At 70.8% G+C, this 25,609-nt stretch carries 23 protein-coding genes and 2 pseudogenes; 18 read left to right on the forward strand and 7 right to left on the reverse strand.

Going from position 1 to position 25,609, the window contains the following annotated elements; genetic code table 11:
- Positions 1 to 489 precede the first annotated feature (489 nt).
- The 3 genes and pseudogenes from RH94_RS14390 (at position 490) to RH94_RS14400 (ending at position 3,051) form a co-directional block, all read left to right on the forward strand.
- Positions 490 to 2,091, forward strand: coding sequence for an alpha/beta hydrolase (locus tag RH94_RS14390; RefSeq protein WP_073948001.1), 1,602 nt, complete (start codon positions 490 to 492; stop codon positions 2,089 to 2,091).
- Between the two features lie 50 nt (positions 2,092 to 2,141).
- A pseudogene (locus RH94_RS14395) lies at positions 2,142 to 2,530 on the forward strand (RidA family protein).
- Positions 2,527 to 3,051, forward strand: a complete 525-nt coding sequence (locus RH94_RS14400; RefSeq protein ID WP_234425764.1) for a GNAT family N-acetyltransferase — start codon at positions 2,527 to 2,529, stop codon at positions 3,049 to 3,051. Before RH94_RS14395 ends, RH94_RS14400 begins: the two are co-directional and overlap by 4 nt.
- Before the next feature lie 5 nt (positions 3,052 to 3,056).
- Here RH94_RS14400 and RH94_RS14405 read toward each other — a convergent pair whose 3' ends face one another.
- A complete protein-coding gene (locus RH94_RS14405; protein WP_073948002.1) occupies positions 3,057 to 3,632 on the reverse strand; it encodes an adenylosuccinate lyase in 576 nt (191 codons plus the stop codon).
- Positions 3,633 to 4,004: 372 nt separating this feature from the next.
- Here RH94_RS14405 and RH94_RS14410 point away from each other — a divergent pair, with 372 nt between their 5' ends.
- From RH94_RS14410 to pssA, 9 genes are all read left to right on the forward strand, one after another.
- A complete protein-coding gene (locus RH94_RS14410) occupies positions 4,005 to 5,810 on the forward strand; it encodes a 3-hydroxyacyl-CoA dehydrogenase family protein (RefSeq protein ID WP_073948003.1) in 1,806 nt (601 codons plus the stop codon).
- Between the two features lie 118 nt (positions 5,811 to 5,928).
- A complete protein-coding gene (locus RH94_RS14415; RefSeq protein WP_199880952.1) occupies positions 5,929 to 6,768 on the forward strand; it encodes a TetR family transcriptional regulator in 840 nt (279 codons plus the stop codon).
- Between the two features lie 450 nt (positions 6,769 to 7,218).
- The gene (gene ccrA / locus RH94_RS14420) at positions 7,219 to 8,556 is read left to right on the forward strand and encodes a crotonyl-CoA carboxylase/reductase (RefSeq protein ID WP_199880954.1); all 1,338 of its coding nucleotides are present in this window, start codon (positions 7,219 to 7,221) and stop codon (positions 8,554 to 8,556) included.
- 9 nt (positions 8,557 to 8,565) lie between these two features.
- Complete coding sequence (locus RH94_RS14425; protein ID WP_073948006.1) at positions 8,566 to 10,644, forward strand: protein meaA; 2,079 nt, start codon at positions 8,566 to 8,568, stop codon at positions 10,642 to 10,644.
- Positions 10,641 to 11,615, forward strand: a complete 975-nt coding sequence (locus RH94_RS14430; RefSeq protein WP_073948007.1) for an HpcH/HpaI aldolase/citrate lyase family protein — start codon at positions 10,641 to 10,643, stop codon at positions 11,613 to 11,615. The genes RH94_RS14425 and RH94_RS14430 overlap by 4 nt, the downstream gene beginning before the upstream one ends.
- Before the next feature lie 5 nt (positions 11,616 to 11,620).
- Complete coding sequence (locus tag RH94_RS14435; protein WP_073948028.1) at positions 11,621 to 12,133, forward strand: MaoC family dehydratase; 513 nt, start codon at positions 11,621 to 11,623, stop codon at positions 12,131 to 12,133.
- A 2-nt stretch (positions 12,134 to 12,135) separates the two neighbouring features.
- Positions 12,136 to 13,341, forward strand: coding sequence for an acyl-CoA dehydrogenase family protein (locus RH94_RS14440; protein WP_073948008.1), 1,206 nt, complete (start codon positions 12,136 to 12,138; stop codon positions 13,339 to 13,341).
- A 171-nt stretch (positions 13,342 to 13,512) separates the two neighbouring features.
- Positions 13,513 to 14,160, forward strand: a complete 648-nt coding sequence (locus RH94_RS14445) for a phosphatidylserine decarboxylase (RefSeq protein ID WP_073948009.1) — start codon at positions 13,513 to 13,515, stop codon at positions 14,158 to 14,160.
- Positions 14,161 to 14,182: 22 nt separating this feature from the next.
- Positions 14,183 to 15,004 (forward strand): CDP-diacylglycerol--serine O-phosphatidyltransferase, encoded by an 822-nt coding sequence (gene pssA, locus RH94_RS14450; RefSeq protein WP_073948029.1) that lies wholly within the window; start codon positions 14,183 to 14,185, stop codon positions 15,002 to 15,004.
- A 396-nt stretch (positions 15,005 to 15,400) separates the two neighbouring features.
- Here pssA and RH94_RS14455 read toward each other — a convergent pair whose 3' ends face one another.
- Positions 15,401 to 16,537: a glycerate kinase gene (locus RH94_RS14455; RefSeq protein ID WP_073948010.1), complete on the reverse strand. Its 1,137-nt coding sequence runs from the start codon at positions 16,535 to 16,537 to the stop codon at positions 15,401 to 15,403.
- Positions 16,538 to 16,690: 153 nt separating this feature from the next.
- Here RH94_RS14455 and RH94_RS14460 point away from each other — a divergent pair, with 153 nt between their 5' ends.
- Together RH94_RS14460 and RH94_RS43335 are read left to right on the forward strand one after the other, a co-directional pair.
- Positions 16,691 to 17,764, forward strand: coding sequence for an ADP-ribosylglycohydrolase family protein (locus RH94_RS14460; RefSeq protein ID WP_073948011.1), 1,074 nt, complete (start codon positions 16,691 to 16,693; stop codon positions 17,762 to 17,764).
- Between the two features lie 375 nt (positions 17,765 to 18,139).
- A complete protein-coding gene (locus tag RH94_RS43335) occupies positions 18,140 to 18,310 on the forward strand; it encodes a hypothetical protein (RefSeq protein ID WP_234425766.1) in 171 nt (56 codons plus the stop codon).
- A gap of 204 nt (positions 18,311 to 18,514) precedes the next feature.
- Here the strand turns inward: RH94_RS43335 and RH94_RS46645 are convergent.
- Positions 18,515 to 18,832 (reverse strand): annotated as a pseudogene (locus tag RH94_RS46645) (hypothetical protein); the annotation flags it as partial.
- Positions 18,833 to 18,892: 60 nt separating this feature from the next.
- The gene (locus tag RH94_RS14470) at positions 18,893 to 20,119 is read right to left on the reverse strand and encodes an RNA-guided endonuclease InsQ/TnpB family protein (protein ID WP_073948013.1); all 1,227 of its coding nucleotides are present in this window, start codon (positions 20,117 to 20,119) and stop codon (positions 18,893 to 18,895) included.
- Positions 20,120 to 20,147: 28 nt separating this feature from the next.
- Here RH94_RS14470 and tnpA point away from each other — a divergent pair, with 28 nt between their 5' ends.
- Positions 20,148 to 20,564: an IS200/IS605 family transposase gene (tnpA, locus tag RH94_RS14475; protein WP_073948014.1), complete on the forward strand. Its 417-nt coding sequence runs from the start codon at positions 20,148 to 20,150 to the stop codon at positions 20,562 to 20,564.
- Positions 20,565 to 20,594: 30 nt separating this feature from the next.
- Here the strand turns inward: tnpA and RH94_RS14480 are convergent, their stop codons facing one another.
- Positions 20,595 to 21,218: a helix-turn-helix domain-containing protein gene (locus RH94_RS14480; protein WP_234425767.1), complete on the reverse strand. Its 624-nt coding sequence runs from the start codon at positions 21,216 to 21,218 to the stop codon at positions 20,595 to 20,597.
- A gap of 63 nt (positions 21,219 to 21,281) precedes the next feature.
- On the opposite strand from RH94_RS14480, the gene RH94_RS14485 reads away from it, so the two are divergent.
- On the forward strand, positions 21,282 to 22,085 hold the full coding sequence (locus RH94_RS14485; protein ID WP_073948015.1) for an NAD(P)H-binding protein: 804 nt from the start codon (positions 21,282 to 21,284) through the stop codon (positions 22,083 to 22,085).
- Positions 22,086 to 22,390: 305 nt separating this feature from the next.
- Positions 22,391 to 22,882 (forward strand): NUDIX domain-containing protein, encoded by a 492-nt coding sequence (locus RH94_RS14490; RefSeq protein WP_073948016.1) that lies wholly within the window; start codon positions 22,391 to 22,393, stop codon positions 22,880 to 22,882.
- A gap of 14 nt (positions 22,883 to 22,896) precedes the next feature.
- Here the strand turns inward: RH94_RS14490 and RH94_RS14495 are convergent, their stop codons facing one another.
- Positions 22,897 to 23,097, reverse strand: coding sequence for a type II toxin-antitoxin system VapB family antitoxin (locus tag RH94_RS14495; protein ID WP_073948017.1), 201 nt, complete (start codon positions 23,095 to 23,097; stop codon positions 22,897 to 22,899).
- Between the two features lie 82 nt (positions 23,098 to 23,179).
- Between RH94_RS14495 and RH94_RS14500 the strand changes: the two genes are divergently transcribed.
- A complete protein-coding gene (locus RH94_RS14500; protein ID WP_073948018.1) occupies positions 23,180 to 23,917 on the forward strand; it encodes an SIR2 family NAD-dependent protein deacylase in 738 nt (245 codons plus the stop codon).
- Between the two features lie 44 nt (positions 23,918 to 23,961).
- Here RH94_RS14500 and RH94_RS14505 read toward each other — a convergent pair whose 3' ends face one another.
- Positions 23,962 to 25,392 carry a selenium-binding protein SBP56-related protein gene (locus RH94_RS14505; RefSeq protein ID WP_073948019.1) on the reverse strand — a complete coding sequence of 477 codons (1,431 nt, stop codon included), beginning with the start codon at positions 25,390 to 25,392 and terminating at the stop codon, positions 23,962 to 23,964.
- Positions 25,393 to 25,609 lie beyond the last annotated feature (217 nt).

A 25,609-nucleotide genomic window follows, 5' to 3' on the forward strand; every position in this document is an offset into this window, starting at 1 on the left:
CCGCCACCGAGCCGCACGCACCGAACAGCGGTGACGCACCCCACCAGAGGCCCGCGACTCTCCCCCGCCCGGTATGCTCCCAACACCCCAGAGCCCGCCCCCCTTGACGACCGGCGCACGCGGCGAGTGGTGCGGGGTCCCCTCGGGAAGGCGAAACGGCGCTTCGGTCGAGGTGTCGCTCCGCGCGTCGCCCCGCGCCCGACTGGGCGGTGCGCCGGACCCTTCGTCAGGCGCACGTCCTGGCAAGGGAGTACGTCAATCGGCCCCACGCGCGCGGGGATGCCGCGCCGCGTCCGGCCGCCCGAGCCGATGCCGCTTCAGATGACCGAACCGACCCAACTTACGCCGATTTGAGGTTGTTCGAGCGCATCACGCGGCGCGATTGGGTCAAGATTTGCCAGAACGCGTTCTTCCGGAGGTGCTTTCCGGGACGATGCGGCGAGGATCGCGAGACCCGCGGTCCGCAGCCTCTCCGTCCTGGGAGGACGTATGAGAAGAAGCGCTGCCGTGCTGTGCGGTGCCGCCGTCGTCATGGCCGGATCCCTCACGGCCGTCCCCGCCGAGGCGAGCACGCCGCACCCCGCAGCCGCCGCGAAGGCCGTCAAGGTCACGTGGAAGAAGTGCGGCACCACGAACTACCCGACGCTCCAGTGCGGGTCGGTGAAGGTGCCGCTCGACCACAGACACCCGTCCGGGAAGAAGATCACTCTGGCGCTGTCCCGCGTCCCGCACACCGCGAAGACGTACCAGGGCCCCCTGCTGGTCAACCCCGGCGGTCCCGGCGGCAGCGGTCTGTCGCTGGCCGGGTTCGTCGCCTCCTCGCTGCCCAAGTCGGTCGCGGCCCAGTACGACGTCATCGGCTTCGACCCGCGCGGGGTGGGCAAGAGTTCCCCCGCCCTGGACTGCAAGCCGGGCCACTTCAAACCGGTGCGCCCCGACTCGGTGCCGGGCACGCCCGCGATCGAGAAGGCCAACCTCAAGCGCGCGAAGGACTTCGCCGCCGCCTGCGGCAAGAAGTACGCGGGCGTGCTGCCGCACATCAACACGGTCAACGCGGCGGCCGACATGGACGCGATCCGCAAGGCCCTCGGCGCGAAGAAGATCAATTACTTCGGTTACTCCTACGGCACCTACCTCGGCGCGGTGTACGCCAAGCTCTACCCGGATCGGGTGCGCCGGCTCGTCCTGGACTCGATCGTGGACCCGACCGGCGTCTGGTACGACGACAACATCCAGCAGAACTACGCCTTCGAGGGCCGGCAGCACGCCTTCACGGCGTGGATCGCCAAGCACGACTCGACGTACAGGCTGGGCACCGACCCGGCCAAGGTCGAGGCCAAGTGGTACGCGATGCGGGCGGCGCTCGCCAAGAAGCCCGCGGGCGGCAAGGTCGGCGCCTCCGAACTGGAGGACACCTTCATCCCGGGCGGCTACTACAACGGCTACTGGCCCTATCTGGCCCAGGCGTTCGCGGCGTACGTGAACAACAAGAACACCGGTCCGCTCATCGAGGCGTACGACGACTTCGCCGCCGTCGGCCCCTCCGACGACAACGGTTACAGCGTCTACACCGCGGTGCAGTGCCGTGACGCCGCCTGGCCGCGCGACTGGCGTCAGTGGAGCAAGGACAACTGGGCCGTGCACGCCAAGGCGCCGTTCATGACCTGGAACAACGCCTGGTACAACGCGCCCTGCGCCTTCTGGCCGGTCTCCTCGCAGCGCCCGGTGAACGTCGCCAACAGCAAGCTGCCGCCGGCGCTGCTGTTCCAGGCGACCGACGACGCGGCCACCCCGTACCCGGGCGGTGTCACGGTGCACCGTCTGCTGCGGAACTCCAGCCTGGTCGTCGAGCAGGGCGGCGGCAACCACGGCGTCACGCTGAGCGGGAACGCCTGCCTGGACAAGCACCTGGCCACGTACCTGACCAACGGCAAGGTGCCGCGCGGGCACGGCGTCGCGGACGCGGTGTGCAAGAAGCTGCCCGACCCGAAGCCGCTGAGCACGAAGAAGGCGTCCGCCCTGGCGGCCACGTCCGGCTCCGACACCGCGCGCGGCGCGACGCTGCACGACCTCGTCCGCTTCCGCGGCTGATCCACCTCGTGGGGGCGGGCGCTGTCGGACCCATGGTCCACCATGGACGCATGAGTGAGCCGACCAGGATTCCCGCCCCCGCCGGGGTCGCCCCCGCCGCGCAGCACTCCCACGTCGTCATGGGCACCGGCCGCTTCGTCGCGGTCTCCGGCCGGCTCCCCCTGGACGAGGAGGGCGAGCTCGTCGGCGAGGGCGACCCGGCCGCGCAGGCGCGTCAGGTCTTCGAGAACCTGCGCCGCTGCCTGGCCGCGGCGGGGGCCGGCTTCGAGGACGTCGTCAAACTCACCTGTTCCGTCACGGACATGGCCCACCTCCCGGCCGTCCGCGCCACCCACATACCCGACGACCGCCTGCCCGCCTCCTCGGCGGTCCAGGTCTCCGCCCTGGTCCGTCCGGAGTTCTGATGGAGATCGAGGCGTTCGCGGTGGTGCCCGGGTGACGGCCCCCCTCGTCCGGCGGATGACCCTCGCGGACTGCGACCGGGTCGCCGAGATCCGCGTGCGCGGCCGGCGAAGCGCCTACCCGGGCCTCATGCCGCAGTCGTACCTCGACACGCTCAGTGCCGAGCGGGACGCCGAGCGATGCCGCACACGTCTCGCGCGGGACGACGGCAGCGTGGTGGACCTGGTCGCCGAACTGGACGGCGAAGTCCTCGGCTGGGCGTGCCACGGTCCCTACCGGGGCGGTGAAGTCCTCACCGGGGAACCCGAGTTGTACGCGCTCTTCGTGGATCCGGCGCGCTGCGGCGGCGGTATCGGGCGCACGCTGCTGGCCGAGGCCGTGCGCAGGTGCACGACCTTCGGGCACACGCGCATGTTCCTGTGGGTCCTGAAGGAGAACACCGGAGCCCGGCGCTTCTACGAGCGGGCGGGGTTCCGCGCGGACGGGACCGCGCAGTCCTTCGAGGTGGACGGGGTCGCCGTGCCCGAGGTGCGGTACGTCAGGGAGCTGCTGGGCTGAGCCCGTCACCCCGGTCGCGGAATGCGGGCCAGGGCGTGGACCGCCGCCTCCGCCAGGGCCGGGTGGGCCAGGGCCTCGGTGAGGACCGGGCGGGCCCGGGGGTCGCCGAGGGTGCCCAGGCCCTCGATGCAGGCGAGGGCCACGCGGCGGTGGGGGTCGTGGGGACGGAGGCGGCGTTCCAGGGTGGTGATCAGGGCGGGGACGGCCTCGGGGGCGTGGAGTTCCACCAGGAGCCGTACCGGGTGCAGGGCGTAGGCGACGCGGAGTTCGTTGGTGGCCAGGGCCGCCGCCGCGCGGGCGGTGCGGGGGTCGCCGAGGCGTGCCAGGGCGTGGGCGGCGGAGGCGCAGCGCTGCGGGTCGCGGTGGTTCAGGAGCAGGACCAGCGCCTCGAAGGCCCGCCGGTCGCCGGCCAGGCCGAGCCGGAACGCGGCCAGCTCCCTGGCCCACAGCGGTTGTCCGGGGGCCATGAGGACCTCGGCCAGCTCGTCCGTGTCCCGGGTGGCGGCCAGGCGCTCGTACGCCGCCGACCCGCCCGACTCCTGCCGTAAGCGCTCCGTGAGCGATCGCGACTCTTCGTCCACGACGCCAGCCTAGGGGTGCGACCGCCCGCGTGGGACCCGCATCACAAACTCAAGGGGGTGGCGTGCTCGTTACCCGCGGGTTAAGCTCAGACGAGCGAGTCACCCACTCGCACCACCTCGCAGTGGCCTGGTGACGCAGCCACCGCGAGTGCTGTCGGTTCGGTACCTCAGGTACCGCAGTACGACTCGGCTTCGGGACAGAGCCGGTCGGTTCCGCCGCTTGCCGGGCGCACAGGCGCGAACGGCGATCGGCACCGGGCGTGTGCGCTCGCAGCCCGGCGACACCCGCACTCCTTTCCCTCCGCACCCGGTGCGCCCCCCGGCGCACCGGGGCGCGTTCCCAGTCGTCACCCTCATCTCTGGAGTCCCGCGATGGCCACTCCCTTCTCCGACACCCCTCTGTCCCCGCTGAAGACGATCGCCGTCGTCGGCCTCGGCACCATGGGCACCGGCATCACCGAAGTCCTCGCCCGGTCCGGCCGCGAGGTCGTCGGCATCGACGTCAGCGAGGCCGCGGCCGCCCGGTCCGTCGCCGCCCTGGAGGCCTCCACCGCCCGTGCCGTGGAGCGCGGGCGCCTGACCGGGCAGGAGCGCGCGGACGTCCTCGCCCGGGTGCGCACCTCCACCGATCTGACCGCCGCGGCGGACGCCGACCTGGTCATCGAGGTGGCGCCGGAGTCGTACGGGATCAAGCAGCAGATCTTCCGGGAGCTGGACGGCATCGTCCGGCCGGAGGCGATCCTGGCCACCGGCACCAACGCCCTGTCGGTGACCCGCCTGGCCGCCGACTCCGCCCGCCCCGAGCGCGTCCTCGGCCTGCACTTCTTCAACCCGGCGCCGGCCATGAGGCTGGTCGAGGTGGTCTCCTCGGTGCTGACCGCCCCGCAGGCCGTCGCCGCCGTCACCGACCTCGCTCTGGAGCTCGGCAAGGAGCCCGTCGCGGTCGGCGACCGGCCCGGTTTCGTCGCCGACGGGCTGCTGTTCGGCTACCTGAACCAGGCCGCCGCGATGTACGAGGCGAAGTACGCCTCCCGCGAGGACATCGACGCCGCGATGCGGCTCGGCTGCGGCCTGCCGATGGGCCCGCTGGCGCTGCTCGACCTGATCGGCGTCGACACCGCCCGTACGGTCCTGGAGGCCATGTACGCCGAGTCGCGCGACCGGCTGCACGCCCCCGCGCCGATCCTCAAGCAGCTCAGCGAGGCCGGCCTGACCGGCCGCAAGGCGGGTCGCGGCTTCTACACCTACGAGGCGCCGGGCAGCGGCACCGTCGTGCGGGACGCCCTGACCCCGCTGGACGGGGACGTCCTGACCCCCGGCCGTCCGGTCCGCTCCGTGGGCGTCGCCGGCTCGGGCACCATGGCCTCCGGCATCGCCGAGGTGTTCGCCAAGGCAGGGTACGAGGTCGTGCTGGCCGCCCGCAGCGAGGAGAAGGCGCAGGCCGCCAAGGCCCGTGTCGGCAAGTCGCTCTCGCGCTCGGTCGACAAGGGGCGGCTGACCGCCGAGGCCGCCGCGCGGGCCCTGGACCGGATCAGGGCGACCGGTTCCTGCGACGACTTCGCCGACGTGGACCTGGCCGTGGAGGCCGTCGCCGAGGACCTGGCGGTCAAGCAGCAGCTGTTCGCGACGCTGGACAAGGTCTGCAAGCCGGGCGCGGTGCTGGCCACCACCACCTCCTCGCTCCCGGTGGTCGCCTGCGCCCGTGCCACCTCGCGCCCGCAGGACGTCGTCGGCATGCACTTCTTCAACCCGGCGCCGGCGATGAAGCTGGTCGAGGTCGTCCGTACGGTGCTGACCGCGGACGACGTCCACGCGACGGTCCGCGAGGTGTGCGTGAAGATCAAGAAGCATGCCGTCGACTGCGGGGACCGCGCCGGCTTCATCGTCAACGCCCTGCTGTTCCCGTACCTCAACAACGCGATCAAGATGGTGCAGGAGCACTACGCGTCCCTGGACGACATCGACGCGGCGATGAAGCTCGGCGGCGGCTACCCGATGGGCCCCTTCGAGCTGCTGGACGTCGTCGGCCTGGACGTCTCGCTGGCCATCGAGAAGGTGCTGCACCGCGAGTTCCGCGACCCGGGCCTGGCCCCGGCTCCGCTCCTGGAGCACCTGGTGGCCGCGGGCTGCCTCGGCCGCAAGACGGGCCGCGGCTTCCGCGAACATGCCCGCCGCTGAGCGTCCCGGCGACTGGTTCCGAGACGGGCGGGAGTGGGGCGGTCTGCTGGACCCGGCGGCCGCTCCCCCGCCCGCCGAGGACGGCGGAAACCGGGGACAGGCGCACCACGCTGCACGAATGCAGTACGTTCGGGTCATGTCCCAGCCCGCCAAGTCCTCACGTACACCAGCCACGCCCGACGCGCCGGAGAGCGCCGCGGGCTCTCGCGCGGCCGCCCAACGGCTCAGAATGCGCCGGGAGCTGGCGGCCGCCGCGATGGAGCTGTTCGCGACCAAGGGGTACGAGGCGACCACGGTCGACGAGATCGCCGCGGCGGCCGGAGTCGCCCGCCGCACCTTCTTCCGCCACTTCCGTTCCAAGGAAGAGGCGATCTTCCCGGACCACGACGACACCCTGATCCGCGCCGAGGCGGTCCTCAACGCCGCGCCCGCGCACGAGCACCCGCTCGACACGGTGTGCCGGGGCATCAAGGAAGTCATGAAGATGTACGCGGCGCAGCCGGACATCTCGGTCGCCCGCTACAAGCTGACCCGCGAGGTCCCCACACTGCGTGAGGCGGAGATCGCCTCGGTGGCCCGCTACGAGCGGCTGTTCACGCGCTATCTGCTGGGCCACTTCGACGAGCGCGCGCACGCCGACGACGCCAACGACGACCCGCTGCTCGCGGAGGTCGCCGCCTCGGCCGTGGTCACCGCGCACAACCACGTGCTGCGGCGCTGGCTGCGGGCGGACGGCCAGGGGGACGTGGAGGCGCAGCTGGACCACGCCTTCGCGATCGTCCGCAGGACCTTCGGCAGCGGGATCGGGGCCGGCCGCTCCACGGCGTCGTCGGCGCCCGCCGGCGGTCCCTCCGCGGCGGCGACCCGGCAGGGCGAGGTCCTGGTGACGGTCGCCCGCACCGACGCCCCGCTGGCGGAGGTCATGCGGACCATCGAGGAGGCTCTGAAGGGCCGCTGAGAGCCTTTCGCCGCGCCGCGCGCTGTGTGATGACGGCCACCCTGCGGGGTGGCCGTTTTGGCATGTCAGGGCCCTTTTTCGCCCGCCTCCGAGGGCCGATTCGATCGATCATCGCTCATTTGATGCGTAAAGTTTTCGTCTGAGCGAAAATTCTGGCACTCAGTGCCTTGCGGGGTGACACGCGGTGTCATACGTTGGAGGTGTCCGGGCGGCCGGCGTGCGAGACCGTACGCACGCCGGCTGTCCCGGCAAGCCAGGACTGGCCTGCCCGCCCGGACGCCTGCGTCACAGGCACCTCCCGCGCCACAAAGCGCCGCCGAAGTTCCACCCGCCGAACCGATGGCATCCCGGCCGAACCGACGGCACACCCTCACCGATCCTCAGCAGCACCGACGTAACCCTCAGCGCCCCTCCCTCAGGGCGCTCATCGCCGGAGGCAACACCGTGACCGTGAAGGACATCCTGGACGCGATCCAGTCGCCCGACTCCACGTCGGAGGACTTCGCCGCCCTGCCGCTCCCCGAGTCGTACCGCGCGATCACCGTGCACAAGGACGAGACGGAGATGTTCGCGGGGCTCGACACCCGTGACAAGGACCCGCGCAAGTCGATCCACCTCGACGACGTCCCGCTGCCCGAACTCGGCCCGGGCGAGGCCCTGGTGGCCGTCATGGCCTCCTCGGTCAACTACAACTCGGTGTGGACCTCGATCTTCGAGCCGCTGCCGACGTTCGGCTTCCTGGAGCGCTACGGCAAGCTCAGCGAGCTCACCAGGCGCCACGACCTGCCGTACCACATCATCGGCTCCGACCTCGCGGGCGTCGTCCTGCGCACCGGCCCCGGCGTCAACGCCTGGAGGCCTGGTGACGAGGTCGTCGCGCACTGCCTGTCCGTCGAGCTGGAGTCGTCCGACGGCCACAACGACACGATGCTCGACCCCGAGCAGCGCATCTGGGGCTTCGAGACCAACTTCGGCGGCCTCGCCGAGATCGCCCTGGTGAAGTCCAACCAGCTGATGCCGAAGCCGGCGCACCTGTCGTGGGAGGAGGCCGCGGCCCCGGGTCTGGTCAACTCCACCGCCTACCGCCAGCTGGTCTCCCGCAACGGCGCCGACATGAAGCAGGGCGACAACGTGCTCATCTGGGGCGCGAGCGGCGGCCTCGGCAGCTACGCCACGCAGTTCGCCCTCGCCGGCGGCGCCACCCCCATCTGCGTCGTCTCCTCGCCGCAGAAGGCGGAGATCTGCCGCTCCATGGGCGCCGAGGCGATCATCGACCGCACCGCCGAGGACTACAAGTTCTGGAAGGACGAGAACACCCAGGACCCCAGGGAGTGGAAGCGCTTCGGCAAGCGCATCCGCGAGCTCACCGGCGGCGAGGACGTCGACATCGTCTTCGAGCACCCCGGCCGCGAGACCTTCGGCGCCTCCGTCTACGTCACGCGCAAGGGCGGCACCATCGTCACCTGCGCCTCCACCTCGGGCTACAACCACGAGTACGACAACCGCTACCTGTGGATGTCCCTGAAGCGGATCATCGGCTCGCACTTCGCCAACTACCGCGAGGCCTGGGAGGCCAACCGCCTCATCGCCAAGGGCAAGATCCACCCGACGCTGTCCAAGGTGTACGCGCTGGAGGACACCGGGCAGGCCGCCCACGACGTGCACCGCAACCTGCACCAGGGCAAGGTCGGCGTGCTGTGCCTGGCCCCCGAGGAGGGCCTGGGCGTGCGCGACGAGGAGATGCGCGCCCGGCACATCGACGCCATCAACCGCTTCCGGAACATCTGAGAGGCGCACATGAGTGAGCGTCAGTCCTCCGGAGAGCGGAGGGAGTCCGCGCCCGCGGCGCAGGCGCGGAAAGAAAGGGACCGGCCGTGGCTCATGCGGACGTACGCCGGTCACTCCACGGCCGAGGCGTCCAACGAGCTGTACCGGCGCAACCTCGCCAAGGGCCAGACGGGTCTGTCGGTGGCCTTCGACCTGCCGACGCAGACCGGCTACGACCCCGACCACATCCTCGCCCGCGGCGAGGTCGGCCGGGTCGGCGTACCGGTCGCGCACCTGGGTGACATGCGCCGGCTGTTCCAGGACATCCCCCTGGAGCAGATGAACACCTCGATGACGATCAACGCCACGGCCATGTGGCTGCTGGCGCTCTACCAGGTCGTCGCCGAGGAGCAGGGCGCGGACATCACCCAGCTCCAGGGAACGACCCAGAACGACATCGTCAAGGAGTACCTGTCCCGCGGCACGCACGTCTTCCCGCCGGGCCCGTCACTCCGCCTGACGACGGACATGATCGCGTACACGGTCTCCCACATCCCCAAGTGGAACCCGATCAACATCTGCAGCTACCACCTGCAGGAGGCGGGCGCCACTCCGGTGCAGGAGATCGCGTACGCGATGTCCACCGCGATCGCCGTGCTCGACGCCGTGCGCGACTCCGGCCAGGTGCCGCAGGAGCGCATGGGCGACGTGGTCGGCCGGATCTCCTTCTTCGTGAACGCGGGCGTTCGCTTCGTCGAGGAGATGTGCAAGATGCGGGCGTTCGGCCGCATCTGGGACAGGATCACACGTGAGCGGTACGGCATCGAGAACCCCAAGCACCGCCGCTTCCGCTACGGCGTCCAGGTCAACTCCCTCGGCCTGACCGAGGCCCAGCCGGAGAACAACGTCCAGCGGATCGTCCTGGAGATGCTGGCCGTCACCCTCTCCAAGGACGCACGCGCGCGTGCCGTGCAGCTGCCGGCCTGGAACGAGGCCCTCGGCCTGCCCCGGCCCTGGGACCAGCAGTGGTCGCTGCGCATCCAGCAGGTGCTGGCGTACGAGTCCGACCTGCTGGAGTACGACGACATCTTCGAGGGGTCGAAGGTGATCGAGGCGAAGGTGGACGAGCTGGTCGAGGCGGTCCTCGCCGAGATCGGCCACATCCAGGAGCTGGGCGGCGCGCTGGCCGCCGTGGAGTCCGGCTACCTGAAGTCGCAGCTGGTCGCCTCGCACGCCGAGCGCCGGGCCCGGATCGAGTCCGGCCGGGAGAAGATCGTCGGCGTCAACATATTCGAGGGGACCGAGCCGAACCCGCTCACGGCCGACCTGGACACCGCGATCCAGACGGTCGACCCGGCGGTCGAGGCCCGCGTCGTCGCCTCGCTGCGGAACTGGCGCGACACGCGGTACCAGCCGCCCTTCAACCACCCGCGCCCGTGCAAGGCGCTGGAGCGGCTGAAGGAGGCCGCCAAGGGCACCGAGAACCTCATGGAGGCCACCCTGGAGTGCGCCCGCGCGGGTGTCACGACCGGCGAGTGGGCCGGGGCGCTGCGCGAGGTGTTCGGCGAGTTCCGGGCGCCGACCGGTGTGTCGTCCGCGCCGGTGGCCGTGACCGCCGAGGCGGGCTCGGCCCTGTCCGAGGTGCGCCGCAAGGTGGACGCGACGGCCCGGGACCTCGGCGTGGGCAAGCTGCGCTTCCTGGTCGGCAAACCGGGCCTGGACGGCCACTCCAACGGCGCCGAGCAGATCGCCGTACGGGCCCGCGACGCCGGCTTCGAGGTGGTCTACCAGGGCATCCGGCTCACCCCCGAGCAGATCGTGGACGCGGCCCTCGCCGAGGACGTGCACGCGGTCGGCCTGTCCATCCTCTCCGGCTCGCACGCCCGGCTGGTGCCGGACGTGCTCCGGCGGCTGCGGGAGGCCGGCGCGGCCGACATCCCGGTGATCGCCGGCGGGATCATCCCGGGCGGCGACGCCGAACAGCTCAGGGCCGCGGGAGTGGCCGCGGTCTTCACCCCGAAGGACTTCGACATCACCGGGATCATCGGCCGTATCGTCGACGAGATCCGCAACGCGAACAAGCTCGACCCCCTGGAGGTCCCCGCATGACCAGCCCTGCTCCCCAGGTCAACCGCCTTCGCCCCCGGCGTTCCTGCCTGGCCGTACCGGGCAGCAACCCCCGCTTCCTGGAGAAGGCGCAGGGCCTCCCCGCCGACCAGGTCTTCCTGGACCTGGAGGACGCGTGCGCGCCGCTGGCCAAGCCGGAGGCGCGGCACACCATCGTCAAGTTCCTCAACGAGGGCGACTGGGCGGGCAAGACGCGCGTGGTGCGGGTCAACGACTGGACGACCGAGTGGACGTACCGGGACGTGGTGACGGTCGTGGAGGGCGCGGGCCAGAACCTGGACTGCATCATGCTGCCGAAGGTGCAGGACGCCCAGCAGGTCGTCGCGCTCGACCTGCTGCTGACCCAGATCGAGAAGACCATGGGCTTCGAGGTCGGCCGGATCGGCATCGAGGCGCAGATCGAGAACGCCCAGGGCCTGAACAACGTCAACGAGATCGCGCGGGCCTCCCAGCGCATCGAGACGATCATCTTCGGCCCGGCCGACTTCATGGCGTCGATCAACATGAAGTCCCTGGTCGTGGGCGAGCAGCCGCCCGGCTACCCGGCGGACGCCTACCACTACATCCTGATGAAGATCCTGATGGCCGCCCGCGCCAACGACCTCCAGGCGATCGACGGCCCCTACCTGCAGATCCGCAACGTCGACGGCTTCCGCGAGGTGGCCGGCCGCGCCGCCGCGCTCGGCTTCGACGGCAAGTGGGTGCTGCACCCCGGCCAGGTGGACGCCGCCAACGAGGTGTTCTCGCCCTCCCAGGAGGACTACGACCACGCCGAGCTGATCCTGGACGCGTACGAGTACTGCACGTCCGAGGCGGGCGGCAGGAAGGGCTCGGCGATGCTCGGCGACGAGATGATCGACGAGGCCAGCCGGAAGATGGCGCTGGTCATCGCGGGCAAGGGCCGCGCGGCCGGCATGCGGCGCACCAGCAAGTTCGAGACCCCGGAGGCGTGACGGTCATGCAGTTCGGACGCACCTACGAGGAGTTCGAGGTCGGGGCGGTGTACAAGCACTGGCCGGGCAAGACCGTCACGGAGTACGACGACCACCTGTTCTGCCTCCTCACCATGAACCACCACCCGCTCCACCTGGACGCCCACTACGCGGAGCGGACGACGGACTTCGGCCGGAACGTCGTCGTCGGGAACTACGTCTACTCCCTCCTGCTCGGCATGTCGGTGCCGGACGTCTCCGGCAAGGCGATCGCCAACCTGGAGATCGAGTCGCTCAGGCACGTGGCGCCGACCTTCCACGGCGACACGATCTACGGCGAGACGACGGTGCTGGACAAGTGGCCGTCGAAGTCGAAGAACGACCGCGGGATCGTCCACGTCGAGACCCGGGGCTACAAGCAGGACGGCACGCTGGTGTGCACCTTCCGCCGCAAGGTGATGGTGCCGACCGAGACGTACATCAAGGAGCGCGGCGGCGAGCAGCCCGGCCGCCCGGAGCCCAAGCAGCAGGAGAAGTAGCCATGGCGCGCCTCGCCCAGACCGCCGGTCTGACCGACGTCCAGCAGGAGATCGTCTCCACCGTCCGGGACTTCGTCGACAAGGAGATCATCCCGGTCGCCACCGAGCTGGAGCACCGCGACGAGTACCCGCAAGCCATCGTGGACGGCCTGAAGGAGCTGGGCCTGTTCGGTCTGATGATCCCCGAGGAGTACGGGGGGCTGGGCGAGTCGCTGCTGACGTACGCGCTGTGCGTGGAGGAGATCGCCCGCGGCTGGATGTCGGTGTCCGGCATCATCAACACGCACTTCATCGTCGCCTACATGCTCAAGCAGCACGGCACGCAGGAGCAGAAGGAGTACTTCCTGCCGAAGATGGCGCTCGGTGACGTCCGGGGCGCGTTCTCGATGTCCGAGCCCGCCCTGGGCTCGGACGTCTCGGCGATCACCTCGAAGGCGGTGAGGGACGGCGACGAGTACGTCCTGGCCGGCCAGAAGATGTGGCTGACCAACGGCGGCACGTCCTCGCTCGTGGCGGTCCTGGTGCGCAGTGACGAGGGCCACCCCGAGGGCACGGCCCCGCACAAGTCGATGACGACCTTCCTGGTGGAGAAGGAACCCGGCTTCGGCGAGGTCCGCCCCGGCCTGACCATCCCCGGCAAGATCGACAAGATGGGCTACAAGGGCGTCGACACCACCGAGCTGATCATGGACGGGCTGCGGGTGCCCGCCGACCGGGTGCTCGGCGGCGTCACCGGCCGCGGCTTCTACCAGATGATGGACGGCGTCGAGGTCGGCCGCGTCAACGTCGCCGCCCGCGGCTGCGGCGTCGCCCAGCGCGCCTTCGAGCTGGGTGTGCAGTACGCCCAGCAGCGCCACACCTTCGGCAAGCCGATCGCCCAGCACCAGGCCATCCAGTTCAAGCTGGCGGAGATGGCCACCAAGGTCGAGGCGGCGCATGCGATGATGGTGAACGCCGCGCGCAAGAAGGACTCCGGTCAGCGCAACGACCTCGAGGCCGGCATGGCGAAGTACCTGGCCTCCGAGTACTGCAAGGAGGTCGTGGAGGACGCCTTCCGCATCCACGGCGGCTACGGCTTCTCCAAGGAGTACGAGATCGAGCGCCTGTACCGCGAGGCCCCGATGCTGCTCATCGGTGAAGGTACCGCCGAGATCCAGAAAATGATCATCGGCCGCCGACTCCTCGAAGAGTATCGCTTCCAGGGCTGATTGTCCGCGTACGGGGTGTTTTCTCCGAGAAGAAGATCACACCCCGTCAGCGCTCTTCCGCCGCCGACTCGGCAGCTCGGCTTACCCAGTTACGGCGCTTAGCCGCTACGATCGCCGGAAAGCCGCCGTCCCCCGTCGAAAGCGCGGCATCATCCGCTACGAAGGTCATCCATGCCCCACAGCCAAACCTCTGCACCCAGCGGCCGGATCCGCCTCGCGCGCGGAGCATCGCCGTGGCTTCTTCCGACCGTCGCGACCGCAGCCGTCAGCCTGGTCCGTGCCCGCCGCTCGGGTGCCGCCAAGGCCGTAGCCGTCCCCGCCACCGCGCTCGCGGCGGGGATGCTGTGGTTCTTCCGCGACCCCGAGCGCGAGATCGCCCAGGGCCGGGTCATCTCGCCCGCCGACGGTGTGGTGCAGAGCATCATGCCGTGGAAGGACGGCCGCACTCGCGTCGCGATCTTCATGAGCCCGCTGAACGTCCACGTCAACCGTGCCCCGCTCGCCGGCACGGTCACGTCGGTCGAGCACGTCCCCGGCGGATTCGTTCCGGCGTTCAACAAGGAGAGCGAGAACAACGAGCGGGTCGTCTGGCACTTCGACACCGAGCTCGGCGACATCGAGATGGTCCAGATCGCCGGCGCGGTGGCCCGCCGCATCGTCCCCTACGTCCCGTCGGGCACGAAGGTCGAGCAGGGCGAGCGGATCGGTCTGATCCGCTTCGGCTCGCGCGTCGACCTGTACCTGCCCGAGGGCGTGGAGGTGGCGGTCGAGGTCGGCCAGAAGACCGTGGCTGGGGTGACTCGCCTTGACCGTGATTGATCCCGAGACCCAGGCGGGCTGGGTGCCCGAGGCCGACGGGGTGGACGAAGAGGAGGAGATGCCCCTCTCTCTGCGCCTGTCGATAGCGGACACCCTCACTCTGGGCAACGCCACGTGCGGCTTCATGGCGGTGTACTTCACCACCACCGGCATCCTGATCCCGCACCTGACCGGCAGCGACGACTCGGCGGGCATGGCCCGGCACAGCGCCGCCACGGCGGTCATCCTGATGCTGTGCGCGGCGGTCTTCGACCTGTTCGACGGCCTGGTCGCGAGGAAGCTGCGCTCCTCCCCCATGGGCGCGGAGCTGGACAACCTCTCCGACCTGATCAGCTTCGGCCTGGCCCCGGCGTACTTCGTCCTCGTCTACGGCATGGTCGCGGACGACGCCCACCAGAGGGTGGCGGCACTGGGCGCGATCGTGGTGCTGCTGGCGGTGGTCCTGCGGCTCGCGCGCTTCTCGTGCGTGACGCTGAAGGACGGCATGTTCCAGGGCATGCCCTCACCCTTCGGCGCGCTGACGGTGGTCTCGATCGTCCTGCTGGAGCTGCCCTTCGTGGCGACGCTGCTGGCCATCATCGGCACCGCGTGGCTGATGGTGAGCCGGGTGGAGTACCCGAAGCCCCGCGGCCGCCTCGCGGTGGCCATGCTCTCCTGGATCGTCCTGTCCATGGGCCTCCTGGCGGCCTGGGCCTTCGACGCCCCGAGCGGCCAGCTCCTCCTCCAGACCGGCTGTGCCCTGCAGCTGGTCATGGCCGCGGTGATCCCCCTGTTCGCCACGGCCCGCCGGGTGAACAACTTCCGCGACAACCGCCGCGAGGCACGGGCAGCACAGCTGCCGTAGCGCTCCGCCGGGTCGTACGACGGCGAAGGGCCCCCGAACCGTGAAGCGGTTCGGGGGCCCTTCGCCATGAGGACGGAAGCCGTCAGCGGTGCGGCCCCGGCAGGACCCCTGGTACGGCGGCCACCGGACGCCCGGCTCCGGGGCACACGACGAGCGGGGGACCGAGGACACGCAGGGATCCGGAGCGGAGCCCTCACAGGAGCCCGGGGCGGAGCCCCCGCCGGGGTGCAGGCGACGCAGTCCCCGCCGGGGCCTGGGGCGGAGCCCCGGGAACAGCCGCCTTCCTTCCACCGAGCCGGGCGGGCGGATGGGCAGAGATCCGGGGTCTGGGGCGGAGCCCCGGTAACAGCCGCCTTCCTTCCACCGAGCCGGGCGGGCGGATGGGCAAAGCAGCTGTCAGAGCAACAGGTCCCGGGCGATCCGCTCGGCCACCCGCTCCAGGATCGGCCCCGCGTCCGCGATGCACCGGGAGACGTCCGGCTCGAACTGGGTCAGGGCGTAGGCCCGGCGGATGCCGACCCGCCCCAGGACCTCCGGCTCGAGGGCCAGCCGGCCGCAGACCGCGACGACCTCCTTGCCCGCGGCGCGCGCCGCCGCGGCGACGCCCGCCGGGGCCTTGCCGTGCAGGGTCTGCTCGTCCAGGGAGCCCTCACCGGTGATCACCAGCGAGGCCCGCCGCAGCGCCGGGGCGAAGCCCAGCACATCGAGCATGACCTCGATGCCGGCCCGGAAACGCGCCCCGAGGAGCAGTGCCCCGTACCCGACACCGCCCGCCGCCCCCGCGCCGGGCGACGCCGCGTACTCCGCCGCCCGCGCCCCGACCGCCCCCTCCAGCACCTTCGCGAAGTGTGCGAGCGCCGCGTCCAGCGTCTCCACGGCGTCCGGCGAGGCGCCCTTCTGCGGCCCGTAGACCGCCGCCGCGCCCTTCGGCCCGGTCAGCGGATTGTCGACGTCGCTGGCGAGCACGAGCTCGACGGAGCCCAGCCGCCGGTCCAGCCCGGACAGGTCCGCGTCGGCCAGCTCCGCCAGTCCCCCGCCGCCGGGCGGGACCGGCTGCCCGTCCGCGTCCAGGAACCGCGCCCCGAGCGCGGACAGCATCCCCGCGCCCCCGTCCGTCGTCGCGCTCCCGCCGACGCCGAACACGATCGTCCGCGCGCCCGCGTCCAGCGCGGCGCGCAGCAGCTCCCCGGAGCCGTACGTGGACGCCGTGAGCGGCGCGAACACGCCCGCCGGCAGCCGTTGCAGCCCACTGGCCTCGGCCATCTCCACGACCGCCGTGTCGCCGCGCAGCGCGAACGCGGCGGTCACCTCGTCCCCGAGGGGACCCGCGACCCGTACCTCCCGGCGCTCGAACCCGGCCGCGACCGCCGCGTCCACGGTCCCGTCGCCGCCGTCGGCCACCGGCAGCGCCTCCACCTCCAGGTCCGGCACGACCCGGCGCAGTCCGCCCGTCACGCGCTCGGCCACCTGCACGGCCGTCAGCGACCCCTTGAACTTGTCCGCGGCAACCAGCACCCTCCGGGTGCCGTGCACTGCAGCGTCCGCCACCTTGCCATCCCCTCGCTCTCCACCGGACCCCGCACGTCAGGGCCGGCCGCGCCGCTGCGACCCTAACCGGCGGCGGCCCCCACCGCCATGTCCCGCGCGACCGCCCCCGGAATCGGGTAGACCGTCCCTATGACCCCTATGGGCACCGTGGGCACCGAGGCGGAGCTCGCCGACCGCATCCTCGGCGGATGGCTGGGCCGTGTCGCGGGGAACATGCTCGGCAAACCGGTCGAGCAGGGCGAGGTGTGGACGCGCGACCGCATCGACCGCTACCTGCGCAAGGCGGCCGCGCTGCCGCTCACCGACTACCTGCCCGAACCATCGGCCGATGACGACGCCCACGACCTGCGCCCCGAGTGGCGCGGCTGCGTCCGCGGCCGGATCCACGGCAGCTGCCGCGACGACGACGTCGACTACGCGATCCTCGGCCTGCACCTCCTGGAGACGCACGGCTTCGCCTTCAGCACCGAGCAGGTCGGCGACCTGTGGCTGCTGCGGCTGCCGTACCTGCAGACGTTCACCGCGGAACGGGCGGCGTACCGCAATCTGGTCAACGGACTCAAGCCGCCCCTGACGGCCACGTACGACAACCCGTACCAGGAGTGGATCGGCGCCCTGATCCGCGCCGACGTCTACGGCTGGACCAGCCCCGACGCCCCACGCCGCGCCGCCTCCCTCGCCCGCCGCGACGCGGTGCTGTCCCACACCGGCAACGGCGTCTACGGCGCCCAGTGGGCGGCGGCCCTGATCGCGGCGGCCTTCACCGCCCCGACCGTCCGTTCCGCCGTCGACACCGCGCTCACGGTGATCCCGGCGAGCAGCCGCCTGGCCCGCACGGTGCGCCGCGTCGTCTCCCTGCACGAGGCGCGCGTGCCCTGGGAGGACGCCCTGGCCACGCTCGCGGACGAGACCGCCGGCCTCGGCTGGATCCACACCGTCCCGAACGCCGCCGTCCTCACGGCCGGCCTCCTCTACGGCGAGGGCGACTTCACCCGCACCCTCGCCCTCACCGTCCGCGGCGGCCTGGACACCGACTCCAACGGCGCGACGGCCGGCTCGGTGGCCGGCGTCCTGACGGGCGCCGCCGCCGTTCCCGCCCAGTGGAAGGACCCCCTGGAGGACACGGTCCGCAGCGCGGTCTTCGGCTTCGACGGCGTACACATCACCGAACTCGCGGACCGCACGCTGCGCCTGGCCGTCCTCGCCGACTGACACGGCCGCACTGCGCGGCGCCTGCTAGGGCACGGTGCGTTCCATCCGGCCTTCTCGCACTCCTCCACAACACGACCACACGGCTGTCACCGTTACGTTCCAGCCGGAGACTTTCGTCCCGCGAGCCGGAATCCTGGTCCGGCACGGCCGTGCCAACCCTGACCGTCGGCAGGAACCAGGAGAACGTGCCATGGCCCTCACCCGTGTACGCCAAAGCTCGGCGTTGCTGTCCACGGCCCTGCTCGCGGCCCTCGCCCTGACCGGCTGCGGCAGCTCCGGCAAGGAGGCGCCCTCGGTCGGCTCCGCGCCGTCCACGTCCACGCGCGAGGGGGGAGTCACCCCCTCCGCTCCACCGAGGCAGGCCCCGGCGGACCCGTGCAAGCTCATCTCTCCGCAGGAGGCGCGGGAGTTGGGAGGCACATCGGGACGTTCGGACTCCTGTTCAACAAATCGGGCACCTGGGTCGCGATGACCGTGGTGGCGGACCGGGCGGACAATGCCCAGCGGCTGGAGAACCTGGCCCGCAAGGTCGCCGCGCGCATGTAGCCACACCGTGTCCCGGTCCCGGCGCCTTGGGGGACGGGACCGGGAATCCGGTGCGTTGCGCTGACGGTCACCGCTGGGATTTCCGCAGGTGCTTCCTCGTGCCGGAAGGCATGACGCGCGGGTCCACGCAGCTCTCAATTTTGAGCGACGGCAGCACGGGCATGCCCGCCGGAAGAATGCCGCCTTCATGGTCTCGTCCCACGCACCGGCGCGCATCCAGCAGTTGAACCGGATGCGCACGGTCACCCAGTTCGCGCCCTCGGGCACCTCGATGCTGTGCCAGCCGCACCCGGTGCGCGCCTTGAACAGAAGGGCATCGACGATCGCCCGGCCGTCCGGCGCACTTGCCTGGCGAGCACGGGCATATGTCGTTCCGACTTCCCGTGCAGACTCCGGCGTCCTCCCGTGCCCGCCGGCACGGGGCCACGGGAGACACCATCCCGATACGCGGACTTGGAACTCAGACAGTGCACGGAGTCGCGGCGGGACGCCGACCCGCGGTGAACGCGGCCGGCGGTACACCCATGAAGTGGCGGAACTCGGCCGTCATGTGGGACTGGTCGTATTGACATGCTCCCTGGCCTAAAGGCCAGGGATTCCGGCCTGGGTCGTCCGACCCTTCCGGGGGCTTCCTGCTTCACCGCGCTGTGCCGGGACTTTCGCCCTGGTCTTACCGGCGCTCCACGAGGCGTTTAGCCTGTCCGCCCGTCCGGCGGCCAGGATGTTGCGGGCTGCGTTCTGGTCGCGGTCGTGGACGGTCCCGCACGCCCGGCAGGTCCACTCGCGGACGTGGAGGGGTTTGGGGCCGTCCTTGACGCCGCACGCGGAGCAGACCTGGGAGGTCGGCTCGAAGCGTGCGATGCGGGCGAAGTACCGGCCGTGCCTGGCGGCCTTGTACCGAAGCATGCCGACGAACGCGGACCATCCCGCGTCGTGCACGGACTTGGCGAGCCGGGTACGGCCGAGACCGGACACCTGGAGGTCTTCCACATACACCGCTTGGTTGTCGCGGATGATCTGTGTGGATGCCTTGTGGTGGAAGTCCCGGCGCCGGTCGGCCACCCTGGCGTGCTGGCGTGCGACCTTGATCCGGGCCTTGGCCCGGTTCTTCGATCCCTTCACCTTGCGGGACAACTCCCGCTGAAGCCGCTTGAGCTTCTTCTCCGCCCGGCGCAGAAAGCGGGGGCTGTCGATCTTCCGGCCGTCGGAGAGGACGGCGAAGGCGGACAGGCCGAGGTCGATGCCGGCTTCCGTCTCCGCCTCGGGCAGGTGCGCGGGGTCGGTGTCCACGACGAAGCTGAGGAAGTACCGGCCCGCGCTGTCCTTGGTGACGGTCAGGCTGGTCGGCGCGGCCGGAAGGGGCCTGGACCACCTGACCTTGAGGTTGCCGACCTTGGCCACGTACACCGTGCCGCCCGCCTGGAGGGAGAACGCGTTGGTGTTCAGCCGGACGGACTGCCGGGTGTCCTTCTTCGACTTGTACCGGGGCGGGCCCACCTTCCGGCCCTGCCGCTTGCCCTTGAGGCCGTCGAAGAAGTTCTTGTAGGCGGTGTCCAGGTCTCGCAGGGACTGTTGCAGGACGACCGCCGACACGTCGGCCAGCCAGGCCCGCTCCGGGGTGCGCTTGGCCTCGGTGATGTGGGTCCTGGACAGCTCCACCGACTTCACATGGGGCAGTCCGGCCGCGTGCGCCTCCTTCCGGGTGCGCAGGCAGTCGTTCCACACCACGCGGGCGCATCCGAACGCCCTCGCCAGCGCACGGCGCTGGGCGGCATCGGGGTAGGCCCGGTAGTTGTAGCGGAGCTGCACAGCCCGTGATCCTACTACGATTGGTCTCATGGATGGACAGAACGACTACAGGCGTGGCAGGCAGGTTGTTTCGGCGATGCATGTGCACTTGGTCTTCGTGACGAAGTACCGGCGCGGCGTGTTCAACGACGAGATGCTGACACGCTGCGAAGAGATCATGCGGAAGGTGTGCGAGGACTTCGAGGCGGAGCTGAAGGAGTTCAACGGGGAACGCGATCACGTGCATCTGCTGATCAACTACCCGCCGAAGGTCGCCGTCTCCAAGTTGGTCAACTCACTCAAAGGGGTCTCCGCCCGACGGATACGGCAGGAATTCACCGGCCGGACCAACCGGGCCATCATGCACGGGCATCTGTGGTCGCCCTCGTACTTCTCCGCCTCGTGCGGCGGGGCGCCGCTGTCGATCATCCGCACGTACATCGAGCAGCAACAACGTCCGCTGTGACCCGCGGGTCAGAACAGTCCAGAGATGCATTCATCCCCGGCGTGAACGCCGGGGCTTTCTGCAAGATGCTCGGTAACACGCCGTCGTGGCGATGTCCGACCACCGGCCGGCATCGGCCGCAAGCACGGTGCGAACGCGGTCGATGCGTGCGAAGTGCTTGGGGGGCAAGCCGGTGCCGTCGGTGAACAGGGTATGCAGGCGGCGCTCACTTATGTGCAACCGAGCCGCGGTTGCGGCGACAGTGGCGCCGACAAGTAGACGTGCCGCCTCTTCAAGCCGCCCTGACGGCTCCGGTCGATCGGCCAGTGCTTTTTCGAGAGCGGCGATCGGGTCGGCGGCGAGCTGGTCGACGCCCAGGCCCGGTAGTTCGCGAAGCGGCAGGGCCCGGTCGGCGAGATCACGCAGCGGGCGGCCGAGCAGGACTTGGGCACGACCCGGCCGCATGCGAACCCGCACGCACGAGTGGACAGGCGCGCCGACGTGATAGGAGGCCCGGGTGCGGGGGCCCATGACGATCAGCTCACGCTTATCGATGCGCAGGAGAAGTGTGGTGGCGTGATCGGGCACGTCGACCGCCGCCGAACCCGCAGCCGTAGCGACATCGATCCCGGCCACCCATCGCAGAAGGCCGGGCGGCACGACAAGAGAACTCACGCGATCCACGATAGTGCCGAAACTTCCTATCACGCGGCGGGGGAGCACTGTCATCGTCGGAGCATGATCCTTGTTACCGGTGCCACCGGCACCATCGGTAGTCACGTCGTCCGTCTACTCACCGAGCGGGGCGTGCCGTTCCGGACAATGTCCCGCCGCGAGCGACCCGGAGGGGTACGGGCCGACTTCGACGACCCGGCGTCGCTGGCACGCGCGGTGGCCGACGTCGACACGGTCTTCCTCGTAACCGTGCCCCCCGTGCCGACCGCGGACCACGACATCGCCCTGGTCACGGCCGCGCGGGCAGCGGGCGTCCGTAAGATTGTCAAGCTGTCCGCCATCGGCAGCGGCGAGCGGGTCGACGGGGCGACCGTCGGCGCGTGGCACCTCGCCGCGGAGGATGCGATCGAGGCCAGCGGGCTCGTGTGGACGATGCTCCGCCCACCGAGCTTCGCCTCGAACTTCTTGTGGTACCGGGCGCTGATCCAGGCCGGAGAGCCGATCCCAAACCTGACCGGCGACTCCCGGCAGGCCATCGTCGACCCGAGGGACGTGGCTGCTGTCGCAGTTGCCGCCATGACCAGCGATGCGCACGACGGGCAGCGGTACGACCTGACCGGGCCAGAGCTGCTGACGTTCGCGGACCAGGCGGCGATCATGGAGCGCGTGCTGGAACGGCCGGTCAAGATCACCGACGCGAGCGCGCTCGACCAGTTGCCGGCCGGGATGATCACTGGCATCGGCTGGGCGCGCGCCGGCGGTGCGGCCTATGTCACCGACCACGTGTCACAGGTACTCGGCCGACCGGCGGGCACGTTCGAGCAGTGGGCACGCGACCACCGGGAGGCATTCACGGCAATGCCGTAACCCACCGCCGCCGACGGCCACCAGGTTGGCCATCGTCGTCATCTGGAAGGAAGGTGGTTCGACGCGCTTCCCAGCCGGTGATGAGCTGCTGGTACGAGACCCGGAGCCGCCCCCGGCCGCGGCGTAGGCCCGTCGTAGGGTCTCCGTCGTTCTCCTGGACGTCAGGACGCCCCGCCGCTACTCGCCGCCCGGCGGGGCGTCTCCGTGCGCTCCCGCAGCCGGCCGTGGCCTTATGCGCGGGACCCATGATCCGAAACGGAATGATGCCCCGGGAAACGGCTGACAAGGCTCGTTACCCTGCTTGGATGACCGTTTCGGACTACGCCACGTACATCGCCGGGCTCCCCCGCGTCCTCGCCGCTGCCGCCGCCCTCTTCCGTGACGAGCGGGGCCGGGTGCTCCTCGTCGAACCGAACTACCGGGAGGGGTGGGCGCTGCCGGGCGGCACGGTCGAGTCCGACGACGGCGAGACCCCGCGCCAGGGTGCGCGCCGCGAGACGCTGGAGGAGATCGGTCTCGACCGTGAGCTCGGCCCGCTGCTCGCGGTCGACTGGGTGCCCGGCACCGGGCGCCCGCCGCTGGTGGCGTACCTCTACGACGGCGGCGTCCTCACCGACGACGACCTCAAGGCGATCCACCTGCAGGAGGAGGAGCTGCTGTCCTGGCGCCTGGTCCCCCGCGACGAACTCACCGCCCACCTGCCGGCCGCCACGGGCCGCCGCGTCCTGGCCGCCCTCGACGTCCTGGCCGACGGCACGGGCCCGGCGGAGCTGGAGGACGGCCACCACGCCGGCTGATCACTCCGAGCGGTTCATCCTTCGACGTCCCGGGGCTCGACGTCCACCTCGCGCAGCGCCTCGTCACGCTCGGCGACCCTGGCCTCCGTACGGTGGCCGCGCTCGATGTAGTCGCGGACGACCAGCTCGACGGCGTCCTGCGGGCTGCCCACTCCGGCGAGAACCATCACTTCCACGACGAGCTCGGCGTCGAGCGACACGGTGACCTTGGCCATGCGCGGACGGTAGCACCGCCGGGTCCGGGCGCGGGCGGATATCCGTTCGCCCGCCCGGATCCCCCGCTCTACCCTCGGTCTCATGACCAAGCCCCTCGTCGCCATCCTCAGCGGCGCCGGCATCTCCACCGATTCCGGCATCCCTGATTATCGCGGCCCAAACGGGCTGTGGCGGAAGGATCCCGAGGCCGAGAAGCTCGTGACGTACGGGTACTACATGAACGACCCGGACATCCGGCGGCGGTCCTGGCAGATGCGCCGCAAGAACCGCACCCTGCGGGCCGAGCCGAACGCCGCGCACCGTGCCGTGGCCGAGCTGGAGCGGACCGGGGTGCCGGTGCGGGTGATCACGCAGAACGTGGACGGGCTGCACCAGCTCGCCGGGATGCCCGCCCGCAAGGTACTGGAACTGCACGGCAGCGTGCGCAGTGTGGTGTGCACGCGGTGTCACGCGCGCGGGCCGATGGAGGACGCCCTCGCCCGGGTCGAGGCCGGGGAGGACGACCCGCCCTGCCGGAACTGCGGCGGCATCCTGAAGTCGGCCACCGTGATGTTCGGCGAACGCCTCGACCCGCAGGTGCTCGGCGAGGCCGTCGCGATCACCAAGGCCTGCCAGGTGTTCATCGCCGTCGGCACCAGCCTCCAGGTCCAGCCCGCCGCCGGCCTCGCGGGCGTCGCCGCCGACCACGGCGCACGCCTGGTCATCGTCAACGCCGAGCCGACCCCGTACGACGACCGCGCCGACGAGGTCGTACGGGAACCGATCGGCACCGCCCTGCCCAGGATCCTGCGCGGGATCGGCGCTGAAAGCACCCTCTAGCCCCGCCTTTCGCTCATCCGACCGGGCTCGTGGGGCGTAAGCGGTCAGCGACGGTAGCAGTACGAGTCCGAGGAGGCGTCGCCGCCCTGCAGGCGTGTCTGGTGCACGCGCAGGCCGAGGAAGTCCGGGCCGTGCGGGAAGAAGCGGCTGTCGACGGAGAGCCCGCCGTGCGAGGTGTCGGCGTCGAGTTCGACCATCCACGGGTCGATGCCCGCGGGATAGAACTGTGCGTCCCAGGCGGAGTACAAGGAGTTCGTCAGGTACACGCGCCGTCCGTCGCGGCTGAGCTCGACCATCTGCGCTCCGCCCGTCAGCGGAGTGTCCGGCTCGGCGGGGTGCTGCTGTCGGCCGACGACGCCGCCAAGACGCACGGACGCGGTCCGCCTGGGATGGAACGGGTCGCTCACGTCGTACTGGAAGAGGTCGCCGGTTCCCCATGCGGATACGTACAGCCACTGGTCGTCCACCGACAGGTCGATGTCGGTGATCAACGGGGGCACGGCGCCGAACGGCTGCAGCGCCGGGGGCAGGTCCTCCGCTCGCGCGGGCTCCGCGGGGATGGTGACCACCTTGCGGACGACGAAGTCCTCGCCCTCCCGGTTCCACAGCCACACCGACGCCGACAGGTCCTCCACGTTGGCCACGGTGTTGGTGAACCCCCACGTGGCCTCGGGGTCGTGCGCGGGGCGCAGTTCCAGGACCATCTGGTTCTCGTCCCCCAGATCGACGCGCTGCAGGTGCCGGCCGGAGTCCAGCTCCCAGAAGTGCAGTGCGTGGCCGTACCGGCGGTCCAGCAGCAGTTCGGGGACGAGGCCGTCCTCGATCATCGAGGGGGTCCCCCACTCGCTGGTCACGGCGATGTTCTGGCGCAGGTGCCACCAGAGGTCGTAGGCGAACCACTGCGGTCCGCGGTCGCTCTCCCAGGCGCGCAGCACTTCGAAGCTTTCGTGGTCCAGCAGCGCTACGCCGCCGGGCCCGTCCGCACCGTCCGCGCCGCCCAGGCAGGACAGGAACATTCCGTCGGGACCACAGTGGAGTGTGTGCGGACGTGAATACCCGGCCTTGGCAGCCAGTTCCTCGGGCTCGATCACCTTGACCAGGCGCGGGCGGGCGGGATCGGGGCCGGTGTCGAGGACGTGCAGCCGGGAGGAGCGCAGTCCCGGGACGATGAGGTAGCGCCGCGCGGCGTGATGATGACCGGCGTGCGCCAGCGCGCTCGAGCAGGCGTTCCAGCCGAAGTGGTGCAGTTCGTTGCCCGGGTCGGGCAGTTCGACGTGGGAGATCACGCGGCCGTACAGGGGGGACTCGGGGTCGGTGCCGACGGTGAACAACGCGTCCGCGCGCTGTGCGGTCGGGTCGAAACCGACGACATAGGCGAGCTCCTCCGGGGGTGCGGCGACGGCGTCCGCCGGAGTGCGGTACAGGGTGGGGTCGCTGTGGGCGCCGCTGTCGTGAGCGTGGTCGGTCGTCGTCATGGCTGTTCCTTGTCCCGAACGGGAGTCTGGGACCAGGGGGCTCCCGGGAGGCGGCCGGCCTCACCCGTTCGAGCTCGATATGGAGATACCGGACGTACAGCCAGCGTTCCACAGCCCCCAAGCACTGCCAACGCGGCAGCGCGGAGGCACGGGCCGTCGGTGTGCGGCGCGTCTCCGGCACGCCCGGGAGCGGCGGCCGACCACGGGACACGGCTGG

The organism is Streptomyces kebangsaanensis (assembly GCF_001906585.1).
In the GTDB taxonomy this organism is placed as follows: domain Bacteria; phylum Actinomycetota; class Actinomycetes; order Streptomycetales; family Streptomycetaceae; genus Streptomyces; species Streptomyces kebangsaanensis.

Excerpts from the sequence above, each read along its gene's own strand:
- RH94_RS14485 (WP_073948015.1), top strand. The coding sequence starts at position 21,282 with ATGATCCTTGTTACCGGTGCCACCGGCACCATCGGTAGTCACGTCGTC.
- RH94_RS14425 (WP_073948006.1), top strand. The coding sequence starts at position 8,566 with ATGAGTGAGCGTCAGTCCTCCGGAGAGCGGAGGGAGTCCGCGCCCGCG.
- RH94_RS14500 (WP_073948018.1), top strand. The coding sequence starts at position 23,180 with ATGACCAAGCCCCTCGTCGCCATCCTCAGCGGCGCCGGCATCTCCACC.
- RH94_RS14390 (WP_073948001.1), top strand. The coding sequence starts at position 490 with ATGAGAAGAAGCGCTGCCGTGCTGTGCGGTGCCGCCGTCGTCATGGCC.
- RH94_RS14490 (WP_073948016.1), top strand. The coding sequence starts at position 22,391 with ATGACCGTTTCGGACTACGCCACGTACATCGCCGGGCTCCCCCGCGTC.
- RH94_RS14430 (WP_073948007.1), top strand. The coding sequence starts at position 10,641 with ATGACCAGCCCTGCTCCCCAGGTCAACCGCCTTCGCCCCCGGCGTTCC.
- RH94_RS14410 (WP_073948003.1), top strand. The coding sequence starts at position 4,005 with ATGGCCACTCCCTTCTCCGACACCCCTCTGTCCCCGCTGAAGACGATC.
- RH94_RS14505 (WP_073948019.1), bottom strand. The coding sequence starts at position 25,392 with ATGACGACGACCGACCACGCTCACGACAGCGGCGCCCACAGCGACCCC.
- RH94_RS14440 (WP_073948008.1), top strand. The coding sequence starts at position 12,136 with ATGGCGCGCCTCGCCCAGACCGCCGGTCTGACCGACGTCCAGCAGGAG.
- RH94_RS14445 (WP_073948009.1), top strand. The coding sequence starts at position 13,513 with ATGCCCCACAGCCAAACCTCTGCACCCAGCGGCCGGATCCGCCTCGCG.
- RH94_RS14495 (WP_073948017.1), bottom strand. The coding sequence starts at position 23,097 with ATGGCCAAGGTCACCGTGTCGCTCGACGCCGAGCTCGTCGTGGAAGTG.
- RH94_RS14460 (WP_073948011.1), top strand. The coding sequence starts at position 16,691 with ATGGGCACCGTGGGCACCGAGGCGGAGCTCGCCGACCGCATCCTCGGC.
- RH94_RS14415 (WP_199880952.1), top strand. The coding sequence starts at position 5,929 with ATGCAGTACGTTCGGGTCATGTCCCAGCCCGCCAAGTCCTCACGTACA.
- RH94_RS14435 (WP_073948028.1), top strand. The coding sequence starts at position 11,621 with ATGCAGTTCGGACGCACCTACGAGGAGTTCGAGGTCGGGGCGGTGTAC.
- tnpA (WP_073948014.1), top strand. The coding sequence starts at position 20,148 with ATGGATGGACAGAACGACTACAGGCGTGGCAGGCAGGTTGTTTCGGCG.